At 48.9% G+C, this 14372-nt stretch carries 11 protein-coding genes; 4 read left to right on the plus strand and 7 right to left on the minus strand.

Going from position 1 to position 14372, the window contains the following annotated elements; all coding sequences use genetic code 11:
• Positions 1-23: 23 nt before the first annotated feature.
• The 6 genes from CRO74_RS01080 to CRO74_RS01105 all read right to left on the minus strand — a co-directional run bounded on the left by CRO74_RS01080 (position 24) and on the right by CRO74_RS01105 (position 9136).
• Positions 24-1349: a Gfo/Idh/MocA family protein gene (locus CRO74_RS01080; protein ID WP_097124164.1), complete on the minus strand. Its 1326-nt coding sequence runs from the start codon at positions 1347-1349 to the stop codon at positions 24-26.
• 64 nt (positions 1350-1413) lie between these two features.
• Positions 1414-2157: a 3-keto-disaccharide hydrolase gene (locus CRO74_RS01085; RefSeq protein ID WP_097124165.1), complete on the minus strand. Its 744-nt coding sequence runs from the start codon at positions 2155-2157 to the stop codon at positions 1414-1416.
• A 71-nt stretch (positions 2158-2228) separates the two neighbouring features.
• Positions 2229-3155: a sugar phosphate isomerase/epimerase family protein gene (locus tag CRO74_RS01090; protein WP_097124166.1), complete on the minus strand. Its 927-nt coding sequence runs from the start codon at positions 3153-3155 to the stop codon at positions 2229-2231.
• Positions 3156-3351: 196 nt separating this feature from the next.
• Positions 3352-5076 carry a RagB/SusD family nutrient uptake outer membrane protein gene (locus tag CRO74_RS01095; RefSeq protein ID WP_097124167.1) on the minus strand — a complete coding sequence of 575 codons (1725 nt, stop codon included), beginning with the start codon at positions 5074-5076 and terminating at the stop codon, positions 3352-3354.
• 79 nt (positions 5077-5155) lie between these two features.
• Positions 5156-8308: a SusC/RagA family TonB-linked outer membrane protein gene (locus CRO74_RS01100; RefSeq protein ID WP_097124168.1), complete on the minus strand. Its 3153-nt coding sequence runs from the start codon at positions 8306-8308 to the stop codon at positions 5156-5158.
• Positions 8309-8347: 39 nt separating this feature from the next.
• Complete coding sequence (locus tag CRO74_RS01105) at positions 8348-9136, minus strand: FecR family protein (protein WP_097124169.1); 789 nt, start codon at positions 9134-9136, stop codon at positions 8348-8350.
• Between the two features lie 561 nt (positions 9137-9697).
• Here CRO74_RS01105 and CRO74_RS01110 point away from each other — a divergent pair.
• Positions 9698-10510 carry a hypothetical protein gene (locus tag CRO74_RS01110; protein WP_097125963.1) on the plus strand — a complete coding sequence of 271 codons (813 nt, stop codon included), beginning with the start codon at positions 9698-9700 and terminating at the stop codon, positions 10508-10510.
• A 19-nt stretch (positions 10511-10529) separates the two neighbouring features.
• Here the strand turns inward: CRO74_RS01110 and CRO74_RS01115 are convergent, their stop codons facing one another.
• Positions 10530-10964, minus strand: coding sequence for an OsmC family protein (locus tag CRO74_RS01115; protein WP_097124170.1), 435 nt, complete (start codon positions 10962-10964; stop codon positions 10530-10532).
• 219 nt (positions 10965-11183) lie between these two features.
• On the opposite strand from CRO74_RS01115, the gene CRO74_RS01120 reads away from it, so the two are divergent.
• From CRO74_RS01120 to CRO74_RS01130, 3 genes are all read left to right on the plus strand, one after another.
• Positions 11184-11969, plus strand: coding sequence for a hypothetical protein (locus CRO74_RS01120; protein WP_097124171.1), 786 nt, complete (start codon positions 11184-11186; stop codon positions 11967-11969).
• A 132-nt stretch (positions 11970-12101) separates the two neighbouring features.
• Entirely contained in the window at positions 12102-13010 is a 909-nt protein-coding gene (lipA, locus tag CRO74_RS01125; protein ID WP_245877721.1) for a lipoyl synthase, read from the plus strand.
• A gap of 141 nt (positions 13011-13151) precedes the next feature.
• Positions 13152-14333 (plus strand): lycopene cyclase family protein, encoded by a 1182-nt coding sequence (locus CRO74_RS01130; RefSeq protein ID WP_097124172.1) that lies wholly within the window; start codon positions 13152-13154, stop codon positions 14331-14333.
• Positions 14334-14372: the final 39 nt, after the last annotated feature.

Below are 14372 nucleotides of genomic sequence, written 5' to 3' on the forward strand. Positions count from 1 at the left end.
ATCATACATCATACATCTTAAGGCTAACTAATCACCATATCGTTCTTGACGGCGTCCCAGGTTACACGCTTGCCCGTGTGCAGAGCCGTAGTTGCCATAATGTTCGCAACGGAGTGGTTGAAACCAACCCGTGCCGGTGCATTTGGCTCTTTACGACTACGAACGCAACCCATCCAGTTCAGCATGTGCAACGATGTCATCGGGTCGCCACCGGTATTGGCGGAGGTTTCCATTTTAACGGCTTCGCCAAGTGACATGGTCGGCAGCATATTCGCCTGCATGTTCATCTCTTTCGCGTACTTAGCTTCCAGACCACCATCGGGCGAAATCTTGTTCGTGTCGAGGTTAATCATGCCGCCGTTCGAATAGTAATACTCTTTCACGCCACCCGCTTCATTGTTCATGCGGGAAGAGTAGAGTACCTGAAAACCTTTCGTTTTATCATTGTCCGGGCCGTAATCGAATACCGCCGTAAACGTGTCGGCGTTAACACGACCATCTTTCCAGCTATACACACCGCCATTGGCAACAACCGAACGAGGATGATCTAAACCGCTGAACCAGTGTACGGTATCGATCTGGTGCGACATCCACTGACCGGGAATACCCGATGAGTAGGGGTAGAACAACCGGAACTCAAGGTACTTGCGTGGATCCCAGGCCGTTTTTGGCCGGTTCAGTTGGTAGCGATCCCAGTCAGTATCTTCCTTCCGGATTTCAGATACCAACTTAGGCCGACGCCAGCGACCAGGCTGGTTAACGTTCCACGTCATTTCGACCATGGTGATATCACCGAACTTACCCGACTTGATGAAATCGTTGGCCGAGTGGTAGTTGGGAGCCGACCGGCGCTGTGAACCCACCTGAACAATTCGCTTGGAGCTTTCTACGGCTTTCACCGCTTTACGAGCGTCGTCCAGCGATTCGGCGAAGGGTTTTTCGCAATAAGCATCGCGGCCCGACTCCACGGCGGCTACGCAGTGCAGCGCGTGCTGAAAGTCGGCGGTGCTGATGATAACGGCGTCAACATCTTTGCGGTCGAGGAGTTCGTCGTTGTTGCGGGCTTTAAAGAACGAGCTGTCGTTCCAGCCTTTGCCTTTCAAAAACTGCTCCGCTTCTTCGCGACGGCGGCTCCAGATGTCCGACACACCAACGAACGCAAAGTTCTGTGCTTTGGCGTGCTCCATGAAAGCGGGCGCCAATGAGGCCCGAAAACGATCGGAGAAACCAATGATACCAACCCGAACGCGGTCGTTCGAGCCAAGGATGCGGGCGTAGCTACCGGCCGAAAAACTCATGCCAAGACCAGCTAAAGCTGATTTTTTTATAAACTCACGACGATTTTCCATAGGATCAAGTTGATTTAAATAGAAATGATAGGGGCTGACCCAGAGGCATTAAGCCCTAGTCAGTTTAGAGTGCTTTAATTTTCATGTTTCGGTAAAATACCCGGTTGCCATGATCCTGAAGCAGGATATGACCTTTTGCGGCTTCGCCAAAGCGGCCGTGAGCATTGTATTCGGGCGCTTTGTACTTGCTCATGGCAACCAGTTCGCGAAACTGTTCGCTGCCCCGCTCGTACTCAACCACTTTCTTGCCGTTCAGCCAGTGCTCCACGTGCTTGCCTTTCGAGATAACGCGGCCGGTATTCCATTCGCCGATAGCATTCGCTTTCTTACTACTGGCCGGAATCAGATCATAGAGTGAACCCACCGTGCGGTTGCCATTGCGGCCCATTTTGGCGTCGGGGTGTTTGTCATCGTCCAGTACCTGAAATTCCAGACCAAAGGCTGACCCTTTCGGCTTGGGCGATTCTTCCACCACAAAGTACTTAAGGCCACTGTTGGCCCCTTCAGTTAGTTTGAAGTCGAACATCAGGTCAAAATCGCCGTATTCGCCATCGGTAACGATGTCGCCAAAACTTTGCGATTCGGACCCGTCCGATTGCTGAATGGTTAATTGCCCATCCGTGATGCTCCAGCCTTTCTCTGGAAACTTATCCTTGTAAGCCCCCCGCCAGCCATTGGTTGTCTTGCCATCGAAAATTAATTTCCAGCCGTCTTTTTTTTCTTTAGCCGTAAGGGTATTTGGTGCTTGCGGACTTTCGAATGCGAACAGGCTAAGTGCTAAAAGACCAAAAACAAATGATTTTTTCATATACGTCTTTCTCTGTGAATCTCCGTGTTTTCTCTGTGAATCTCTGTGTTATAGTTTTTTCACACAGAGATTCACAGAGGATGGTTTAACGTTTTGGTTATGTAATCTTTATTGATCTGTGCACACTGGGCGGCTGTCTTGTCTTTTTCCGGCACGCCATCCAGTTCGATGATTCCCCATCCCTTGAACTTGATTTCCTCAAGGGCTTTGAATACCGCCGGAACGTTTACGTTTCCCCGGCCCAATTCGACAAACTTGTATGCCTTAGGGTTGTCCGGCTTATCGGGGAGGGGCGACATCGTGTCCTTCAAATGCAGCGCGTAAATAATGTCTTTATATTGCTTTACGGCTTTCTCCGGCTCGCCACCACCTTGTTTATAGTGGGCAATATCCAGTTCCAGCTTCATGAATTTGGGGTTCATTGCCTGGATGATCACGTCTACCTCTTCGGGGGTTTCGCCGAGTTGGCTCATGTGGTTGTGGTAGGTTGCCTGTACACCCAGGTCGGCGGTTTGTTTGCCGATTTCGTTCATGACCGTTGCCAGCCGTTTCAACTCCTCGGTTGTGGGGAGACGATCTTTGGGGCGGGCGGAGTTGGTTAACTGAATGGCCGAACCTCCCAGCGCCTTCACGAAGCTGGCATGGGCCACGTGCATGTCAATCGTACTCTGCTCTTTAGCCGGATCAATCTCAACGTTACCGCTCGAAAACATGGCCAGCGCCAGATGATGTTGATCGAGCAGTGCTTTCAGCTCCGAGGGTTTGGCTTTGTAAGGGCCAAAGGCATTGGCACGAAGCTGAATGCCCCGGTATCCTAATGCGGATAGGTCGGCGATGGCCTGGGCATCGTTACCACCCCAGGTGATGGCTGAGTAGGCGATTTTCAGGCCGGATGGTTTAGCTGCACCACCGAGTAGCCGATTGGTACCCGCCAGTAAAGTGAGGGCTGAAACGCCAGCCGTTGTCAAAAACTGCCGTCGGTTTACCGTTTCCAGCATAGTTGTAGAGGTCAATAATCAGTACTATTTGATGGCATACTGACTGCTTGTGAGTTAAATCGTTTTACGTAAAAACTGCTGAAATAAGCGTTCAGAGGCTTATTTCTACTGAGCTAAAAGAATAAACGAGCGAAAGAGTGAAAATTTGGCGTATGCAATTTCCACTCTTTCGCTCGTTTATGAACTCAGCGATCAATTAATAGCCCGGATTTTGAGGGAAGCCAGCACTACCGTCGGCTGCTTTCTCAGTACGGTCAATCTGGGTTTGGGGAATGGGGCGAAGGTTATGCGTCTCCTTGATATTCGCAGTTGCCTGGGGGTTATATAATTTAACCCGCTCAACCAGATTTCCCCAGCGTTTTAAATCCATCCACCGGATTTGTTCGCCGAGTAATTCCCGTCCTCGCTCCTGATAGATCATTTCCATATCCATCTGGGCGGTTGTTATTTCCATGGCCGTCTCTTTACCAGGCCAGGCAGCCCGACGGCGAACCATGTTGATAGCGGTTGTAGCTTCTGCCGTTTTGCCCAGCTTCAGTTGGGCCTCAGCCAGAATCAGATACGTTTCGGCCAGACGGAAAGCTAAGAAATCGCGGCTACCTGGTTCGTAGGTCCGATCGGGGCGGAGGGGATCGAAGAATTTTTGCAGCGTTGGAAACAGTGCTTCATTGTAAGCACTTGGTACCAGCACCTGATACGGTTTGGCGGCCCGCTGGGCCAATGTCCATTCAACTCCCGGAATGTAAATGGCCGTGTCGCCTGCTTTAAAGGTAACTGTCTTTTTAGAATTGTCGAAGGCCGTGTTGTAGAAGGGGTTGGCGGGGGTATTGGGAGCATTGCTGAGCCAGGTATCCCTAAACGTTTTCTTGTAGCGAGAGTCGTTCACCCGATCTTTGAAAACAGTCTCTAAACAAAAAGCCGTTGGGCGCAACCGCTTGAATGGACGTCCATAAAAAATATCGCGAACCATACCCGCCTGCACGTCATATTGCATCCCAAAGAACAAGTGCAGGTTATTGCCACCCGTGTTACCCCCCGAATTAGCTACCGGAGGAGTTGACGCATTGGTCAATGGGTCAGACGTATATTGAACCGCAAAGATGACCTCATCGCTAATTTCACCGGCTCCCTGAGCAAATACGCTTGCAAAATCAGGCAGTAACTTGAAACCGTAATTGTTGATAACACTGGTGGCGTATTTAGCTGCATTAGCATAATCATCGGCCGCTTTTGCCGACGAGGTTGCTTTAGTCAGGTACACACGAGCCAGCAGGTGTTCGGCAGCGGCTTTGGTTGCGCGACCATAATCTGTCGACCTGATTTTGGGGTCTAGATCCGGCGCAGCTGATTCGAGATCGGCCAGGATAGCCTTGTATATGTCAGCCTCTGTTGCACGGCTGGTTTTTTTTGTGGGTGCCAGGGTTTCCGTTAATCGCAGATCGACACCACCCCACTGTTGTACAAGAATAAAATAGTAGTGCGCCCGCAGAAATTTCGCTTCGGCCACCCGTAGTTTTTTCACCGCATCCGAAACGTTGGCTGCCGGAGCGCGCTCGATAACCGAATTACAGGTATTGATGCCCCGATACAATTCTTCCCAAACATTTTGCAGGAAATCCACAAAGCTATTTAGTTGCGTATCGTAGAAGTGAAAGCCTTTATAGCCTCCATCGGCACCGGTTGCATAAAGATCAGTGCCGTACTCGGTCATGGTTAGGCCTTGCTGCGTACCATAAAAGCTTCGTAAGGGAGCATAAGCTGCCTTGGCAGCATCCTCAAATCCCTTTGGGGTGTTAACGTAATCGTTACCAATGCTGGAGATTACTTTTTCTTCCAATACATTCTTGCAGGCCTGACCACTCAGCAAGAGCGTTGCAAGGCCCAGAATACGGAATGATTTTTGGGAAATTATAGATTTCATTTTTTTAGAATCTAAAGAATTTTATGAGCACATAAAGCGTAAGTAGCGCCTACAACTGGACTCGCGATTATGTACGTGCTTAGAATTTAACGTTCAAACCAAATGTGGTTATCCGGGTAGCCGGTACTACGTCATTATTGATGGTTCCATCAGCCGTTTCCGGATCGACACCGTTGTATTTCGACCGGTAGGTTGAAAAGATGAACGGCTGCTGGATACTGGTAAATACACGCAGCGACTGCATGCCCAGTTTCTGAGTTAGTTTAGACGTGAACGTGTACCCAAAATTAATATTACGAACTTTCACGAATGTACCGTCGAAGTAAAACAGGGACGTGTTGTAAACGGGAAACTCCTGGTTCGACTTAGGTTGTGGAAACTCATTGGTTGGGTTGTTGGGCGTCCAATAGTCTACTTTAATTTGCTGATAACGCCCTGCCAACTGGTTATTGTCCCGGTGGAAGCCGCTCAAAATGGTCTGGCCAAAACGTCCATAGACGAAGAACGATAAATCGAATCCTTTGTAGCTAAACCGGTTGGTAATCCCGGCACTGAAGTTGGGGATATCCGAACCCAGAAATACGCGGTCATCTGCCGTTGTTTTGCCGTCTTTGTTGGTGTCCTGTACTTTAATCTGTCCAACGGAGCTTTGGAACGATTTCGCCAGGTCAGCTTCGCTTGTTTGCCAAATGCCCGCCTTCTTATAGTCATAGAAAGCCGTTAATGGTTTTCCGATAAACCACCTGTTACCTAAGTCATCGACAGCACCATTATAAAGCGAGATGATGGCTTCGCTGTTTTTGGTAAAGGCGAAATCAGACGTCCACTTAAATCCGCTTTTCGAATTGATGTTTACGGTCGACAGACTAAGTTCGACCCCCCGGTTACGCGTTTCACCAACGTTCTTCGTCACCGCATTGAAACCAATAGAGGTTGGCAGTTGGTCAGACAGCAGTAGGTCGGTGGTGTTGGTTTGGTAGAATTCAATCGAACCAGCTACCCGGCCTCTCCAGAAGCTGAAGTCTACCCCTATGTTTGACGAGGTCGATGTTTCCCACTTCAAATCCGGGTTGCCAATGGTACTTGGCCGATACCCATAGGCACCCGTACTCCCCCATGCATAAACAGTACGTCCCAGCAAACCCTGTGTTTGATAAGGAACCACACCCTGGTTACCTACCGACCCCCGGCTAACGCGCAGCTTCAACTGATCGAGCCAGGTTACATTTTTCAGGAAATCCTCGTTGTTGATGTTCCAGGCCAGCGCGATACCCGGGAAGTTACCGTACTTACTGTTTTCGCCGAAACGGCTTGATCCATCCCGACGTAACGTAGCGGTTACCAGGTATTTATCTTTGTAGTCGTAGTTAACGCGACCCATAAACGAGTTGAGCGTCCACTGGATCAAATTGCTGCCCACACCCAGGACAAGACTGGCATTACCCGTATTGTAAAACTCCTGAGACTCAGCAGGAACACCCTGTACGGACTGGCTATTGTATTCGAAGTTATCCCGCTGAATGGATTGGAGTGCTGTTATGCCCAGATTATGGTTACCAAACGTCTTATTATAGGTTACTATATTTTCCAGCGTATAATTGAATCCGTATTGGCTGTTATTCGCTGCCGTGGCGTCGCCACCTTTCCGGTCGTTCGTTAGTGACCCTACGAAGCGACCCGCCCGCGAAACAGAGAAATCAGGACCAAAATTGACACGGTACTTTAAGCCGTCGATGATATTGGCTTCGGCATAAATACTATTGAAAATCCGATACTTCTTCGTGTTGTCGATCTGGGCACCCGGTATGATTTCATACAACGGGTTAGTCAATAATGCATCGTTTGTCGGCGCAAAAATCAGTTTGCCGTTATCGTCATAGGGTCTGCCCAGTGGGTTTTGCTGGAGTGTAAAGCGATAAGGATTTAGATTGGCTCCGTTCCGGCCACTATACATCATGTACGACGAAATGCCTACCTTCAGTACCTTGTTGATTTGGTGGTCGATATTGGCACGAAGCGAGTACCGGTTGTAATCCTGACCAGGAACAATTCCTTTATCCGTGAAATAGCTGGCGGAAATGTAGAACTGCGTTTTTTCATTACCGCCCTGAATACCAAGTGAATGGTTTTGCTGAACGCCCTGTCTGAGAATCAATGACTGGTAATCGCTGTTCCGATTAGCGGCAATGCCCGCTGCTACAGCGGGGTCGCCACCCAAAACGGCTACTTTTGAGTCGGCAAAGGCATCCGCTACACCTGTTGGTACAGGTTTTCCGGTAGCATCATTGTATAAACCCGTTGCCCGGTAAGCTTCCCGTACATACTCGGTAAATTCAGGGCCGCTAAATAAATGGACTTTATCCAGCGGATCTGTAACACCCGCGTAGGCATCATAACTGATGGTTGTTTTGCCGTTGTTATTACCCCGTTTGGTCGTTACCAACACAACACCGTTGGCACCTCTGGCCCCATAAATTGCGGTCGATGTAGCATCCTTCAGGATTTCCATCGAGGCAATATCATTTGGATTGAGATCTTCGTAACCACCCGATGCAAAATCGAACGGACGACCGGATAGCAGTTCGTTGCGGTCGCCTGTAAGCGGAATGCCATCAACTACGTACAGCGGGTTATTGCCGGCATTGAACGAACGACGGCCCCGAATCCGGATTGTTGGTGTTGCCCCGGGCCTGCTTCCCGACTGCGCTACGTCGACACCCGCTACCCGTCCCTGCATCGCCTGACCCAGGTTGGTAATGGGCATCTCCGTAATTTGCTTTGAGCTAACTGACGAAATGGCTCCAGTTAACTGACTCTTCTTCTGTGTACCATAACCAACAACGACCACTTCACTCAGGGCACGGGTATCAGCTAAAATTGTAACGTCGACCGAGGAGCGGTTTCCTACGGTAATCTCCTGAGAAATAAACCCGACCGATGAGAACACTAGTATTGCCCGTTCGTTGGGGATACTAATCTTGTACTCGCCATTGGCGTCGGTAGTCGTACCGCGTGTGGTACCTTTAACCGCTACGTTTACACCGGGCAGGGCAGAGTTGTCATCCGATGATAAAACTTTGCCGGTTATAGTGCGTTCCTGCTTGGGGTTATCCGTAAGCGGATGATTGGTTGGTGGCGCACTGAACGCTGGTTGGGCTATCAGCGTCAGAGCTACCAGGCCAAGCAGAGGAAGCCACGTCAGGCGTGGTGGTTGGGTAATTGTTGCTTGCATGTTAGATTAGATTGGCGTAAAAGTTAACAAACTAGGGTGTTAGGGTAAAGTCTTGCTCGAACCAGCGGCAACCTCGATGGATTCGCCAGGCTTGAGCCGTATTGGTTCCTGCGATTTTACAAGTAAGCTTACCTGCCCTGAAGTAAGCGCTACGGAGGTTCCTGTTGGTCGTTGTCTCACTCGAAAAATGGTACCTACTGCCTCAATGGTAAGACCGGCGGTATGAACCCTGAACAAACGGGCTGATGAGGTATCGTTGCGGTGGATGATGGAAAAATCAGCTTCTCCCTTTAACCACACCGCTCTGGGTGTCTCATCAGACCAACGTCGGGCGTAGCGGGCGGTACTATTTGGATACAGGGTCATCGTTGAATTGTCCGGTAATCGAATCTGACGGGTTTGGTAAGCATGGGTGCTAATGCTCCATACCGATTGCTCGGGTCCATACTGCATCCAGAGCGCCCAGCCAATAAGAGCGACGACCCCAACGCCAGCCAGAACGGTCCGCATAAAGTACCACCACCCAACCATTGCCCGAACATCCGGCTGAAGTGGCCTTACGTCTTCCATGGTCTGGAGCGACTCCCGAATGCGTCCCCAAACCGTTGAAATCTCATCGGACGATAAGGTTGGCAAATCAGAGTGCCGGGCCGTTTGAATGAGATACCGTGCTGTTTCAACGGTTTCTTCCTGATGCGGGTGGTTTGACAACCATATCTGCCAATAGGAGGCTACCTCTTCGTCGTCCGGGTGTTTAATCCATCGTACGAATAAGTCATCAAGGACGAATTCCTCAGCGCTGTAAGCAGAATATGACTTTTGAGACACGGTGTATAGCGGTTTCGTGTTAGCAAAAGCGTCAGGAATAAGGGTTTCTACTTACTGAGATAAATGAAATAGATCGCTGAAAAACTTCCTTTGACTTGATCGAGTGAATTATGGATAATTTTATGAATCTCTATCGATATAGTTAGTCCGTTTATGTTAAAACCTATATGTAAGCTTGCTTATAATATTAGATATAAAAAAGAAATTTCCTCACTTTTTTTATGCAAGCGTTACCGGGAACGTTGCCAAAAGGGAAAACATAAAGATATAGTTGTAAAAAAGTATGTTATATGAGGCCTTTTAAGAGGACCATATTTGTGAAGGAAAGAGTATGGATGAATGAACAAAATTGTATTTTTCTTATAGGGTTTCTAGGTTGAGGTACTCTAATAAAGGCAGATGATGCCATTCTAATGCTACATAAGACTTTCAAAAGTCACTTTCAACGTACTTGATCTTGTTAAATTAGAGATACAGTAGTCTTATTATTTGGTTTTCTACAAGCCTAAAGCCTACTTTTTAACTATTATCGCCTATAGCCGTTATGTTATCATCAACGCGATGAAAAACATAACTCAACAGCAGCGGACGTTTGGATACTATTCAGTCCGCAGTACATGTATACTCTTGCTATTAACAATACTGGCTTGGCCGGGCTTCGCTGTGCCCGTAGCAGAGACGCAGGCAACGTTTGTTGATACGACCGGACTCAAAGAGACAAAACCTAAGTCGCTAACCTTTACGGCTTCTACTGACCAGCGTTTTTTCTTCTTCAATGATACGCGCTCCGAAGATAACCGACGGGTGCCGGTAAGCGTATATGGGATAAGGGCAGGCTTTTTGTTTCCACCCAGTAAACAACGGGATGCGCTTAAATCTGGTCGATCGGCTAGTTTCAAGGCCGGGGCGGGGTTCTATTTCGTAAACCAACGGCTCGATCGTCCTGGTCTGCTGCCCAATACGTCCGAATCCGTTACCCGCCATTTACGGATTGCAACGGTCTACTACGAGCGGTACCTGTTTCGTCGGCGATCGTTTGAGGTGAGTATGCCCATCGAGCTTGGCTATGGTCATTCACGGTATGAAATCAATGATGAACAGACCGGAAAATACGAAGTGGCGCGAGGGGTGTTTTTGCCCCTGGGAGTGGGTGTATCGGCAGCCTATCAGTTTCCAACCGTGCGCTGGCTAAGGCCATTACACTGGTTTGGGCTGAATTTTCTGACAGGCTACCGATTCATTCTAAAGCGTGATGTTCCTGAAAGTCAAATTAATTACACGGGCTTATACTTTTCGGTAGGGCCTTCGTTCTTTCTCGAAAACCTCACCGCCGATATTAAGCGCTGGCGGCAGAAACGGAAGAATAAGCGGTAAATCGCTATTATTGGCTCTGCTATTCTGTAATGACAGCGCGTTCCTGCCATTGAATGCTCACCGCTTGCTCAATATCAGGATGCAAACTAATGGCTACCGGGCAGGTGTGGGCAATTTTTTCCAGCCGGGTACGGGTCTCATCATCCGGCATATTTTCCGTATTGAGAACCAAGTCGATTTCAATTCGGGCGATGCGCCGGGGCGGCTGAGTCGTCATGATCTTGGTTACATCCAGCTTACTGCCCGCCAGTTCAATGCCATCACGCCGGGCAAATATGGCCATAGTTGTTATAATGCAGGTACCCAGCGCATTGGCGACCAGATCGGTTGGTGAGAAAGCCTCACCCCGCCCCTGATTATCCGTTGGGGCGTCGGTATTGATGTGAGTTCCAGATTGTAAATGTGTGCAGTCGGTGCGTAAGCCGCCCAGATAATCGATGTGAATCGTTGGCATAGAGATCTAATTTGTAAGTTGTCAATCAGTAAGGAGTAGGTGGATTATGAAAAGTTGAACGGGCATCTGTTTAGGTAAGTGTAAGCTATTTATTAGCTGGCAACTTACAAACTTACAACTTGTTAAACATATAAATAATCATCTGGTTACGCTAATAGTAAAACGCGATTTTGTGAGGTACCACAAAAAAGTGTATTTTTATTTCAGCATTCTACGACGATGAAAACTATATACGGACTTTTGGGGCTTATGGTGGGCGTATGGCTCCTTCCAGGTCAAACCACGCTGGCCCAACGGGTTGATAGTGAAGATGATGCCTACTCAACGATAACAACTTTTGGAATTACGACCAACACGAACTCCGGCATCGTTGGTGGGTTCGCGTTCCGGCAATCCAAATTATTGTCGTCTTCTCTGTTTGGCTTGCCCCAGTCCCGCTACCTGAGTGTTGAACTGGTTAACGTAAAGCATCCCAAGGAGCTTCGGTCATCTATCAACAACGTTGGTTCCGGGTATCTGGATGGGAAAGAGAACTATCTGTTTGTACTGCGCCCCCAATATGGACGTGAGGTAAAGCTGTTTGAGCGAAGTTCTGACGAGGGCATCGCTATAAGCGGTATTCTGGCCGGCGGTCCATCAGTAGGTATCATCAAACCCTACTATCTGGAGGTTTCGTATGGCAACCAAACCCGATCGGTGCCAGCCTCCCAGGTGAACGGATTTGCCACCTCAGCGGGCGAAACCGTTACGGGTGCCGGTGGTTTCTTTCAGGGTATTGGCGAGTCGAAGCTAACCGTTGGCCTCAACGTAAAAGCTGCTCTGAGCTTTGAATTGAGTGCGTTTCGCAATAACACAACCGGGGTGGAAATTGGTTTTCTGGCCGAAGCTTTCCCAACTAAAATCCTGATCATTCCTAATCCAGATCCCAATGGCAGCCGTGAAGATGGAAATCGTAGCTTCTTCACAACGGGATACATAACTTTGTTTTTCGGGAGTAAGAAATAGTAAAGGGCGAAGGGCAGGGAGCATAAGGTAAGGCAGAAATAAGCCGATTTTATCCTTATGCTCCCTGCCCTTTGCTATCGTTATGAACTTTACACCCAAAAAACGAATTTTGCTTGAAAGGATTGAGGAGACATGATTGAACTACCTGTAATACCCTCCGAACAACAACGTAACCGGGCGGGCGCTGATGCAGCACCCCGGCCAAAACGTCCCGACTGGCTGCGTGTTAAGCTGCCTATCGGCCCCGAATATGCTAAAGTCCGTAAACTGGTGGATGAACACAAACTCCACACCATTTGCGAAAGCGGCAATTGTCCAAATATGGGCGAGTGCTGGGGAGCTGGTACCGCTACGTTTATGATTCTGGGGAATGTGTGTACGCGAAGCTGTACATTTTGCGCTGTCGCTACCGGCCGACCGAACGAATATGATACCGACGAGCCCCGGCGCGTAGCCGAAGCCATTGTGTTGATGAAGGTGAAACATGCGGTGCTTACATCGGTAAACCGGGATGAACTGAAAGACCGGGGCGCCGAGATATGGTACCAAACCGTTCGACTTATCAAGGAAGCATCGCCCGCAACGACTATAGAAACTCTGATTCCCGACACCAAAGGCAATTGGGAAGCGCTCGAACGCATGATTTCGGCCGGGCAGGAGGTTGTTTCACATAATATGGAAACCGTAGAGCGGCTCTATCGTCGGGTGCGTCCGCAGGCTCGCTACGAGCGTAGTCTGGAGCAGATTCGACGAACGAAAGAGTACGGCCAGCGGACTAAGTCAGGCATTATGCTGGGCCTGGGCGAAACAAAAGACGAAGTCGTTAAAGCTATGGATGACCTGGTCGCCAATGGCCTGGATATTCTGACGCTGGGGCAATACCTGCAGCCAACCAAAATGCACCACGAAGTGATTGAGTGGATTCATCCGGAAACGTTTGCCATGTATCGTGAAGAAGGCCTCCGGCGTGGGCTGAAATATGTTGAGTCTGGACCATTGGTCCGTTCGAGTTATCACGCGGAGAAACATGTGAATGTGTAATAAATGGTAAGTAGCTGGTCGTAGGAGTATTACTTTTGCGTAAGCCACTTACTACTTAATGCTTAGTTATTAAACAATTACCTTTAATCGTTATTTAAAGAAGAGAGTCCGGGCTTAGGGTCGGACTCTCTTCTTTACTGCATGAAAAAATACGACTTCATCATTGCCGGAGGAGGCATGGCCGGCCTGAGCCTTGCCTACTATCTTAGCCAGTCACCGCTGCGGGACCGCAGCATTCTGATTCTGGATCGGGAAACAAAGAACAGTAACGACCGAACCTGGTGTTTCTGGGAACGAAAGAAGGCGGAAGCAGCCCCAAAAAAGGGCCGTACAAACGCCTTTGACGCTATTCTTTTCCGGACCTGGAACAGCGTTAGCTTTCATGGAACAACCTATGCCGGGCTGCTGGACATGGGGCCGTACAACTACAAAATGCTGCGTGGCATCGACTTTTATGAGTTTATCGAGCGTGAACTGGCTAATTGCCCGACAATTGAGCGGAAGCAGGCAACGATCAATCGCATAAAGGATACCCCGCAAGGCGGATTCGTCATTGCCGATGATGAACCTTACATTGCCGACTATGTATTCGACAGCACCTTTTCTCTAAAGCTCGACCAATCCGAAAATCATAATCTGCTTCAACATTTCAAGGGATGGGTTATCACTGCGGAGAAACCATGTTTTAATCCGCATGAACCCGAAATAATGGATTTTCGAATCCAACAACACGGCGACTGCCGGTTTGTGTATATACTGCCCTTCACGGAGAAATCGGCTTTGGTCGAGTTTACGCTTTTCAACGATAAGCTACTATCTGAACCAGAATACGACTTTGAAATCCGCAATTATATCGACCGTTTTTTAAACACGGGAGCCTACGAAATAAGCGAAACCGAGTACGGCGTTATTCCTATGTCGGATGAGGTCACGCAGGAAAATCCTTCCGATCACATTGTTCGCATCGGCACATCGGGCGGGTACACCAAAGCATCCACGGGGTATACGTTTCAGCGCACGCAACGCTACCTGCAAAGTATTGTCGAAAATCTGGTACAAACGGGCAAACCCCATCGCCCCGTAAGCTGGCTGAAAAAACGGTTTAAACTCTACGACAGTATCTTCCTGAACGTGCTCGAAAAGCATCGCCATCCGGCCGACGATATATTTACCCGGGTTTATACCAAAAATCACAGCCGTGTATTTACTTTTCTTGATGAAGAAACCCGCTTCATCGACGAACTTCGGTTGTTTGCCACCATGCCGTTCATGCCATTTCTCAACGCGTTCTTCGATGTCCTGCGCCGAAAGCTATTTGGTTAGATTACAGGACCAGAAATGCCCTGCCCAACAAGGGCTGGC

The sequence above is a fragment of the Spirosoma fluviale genome (assembly GCF_900230225.1).
GTDB classification, from domain to species: Bacteria; Bacteroidota; Bacteroidia; order Cytophagales; family Spirosomataceae; genus Spirosoma; species Spirosoma fluviale.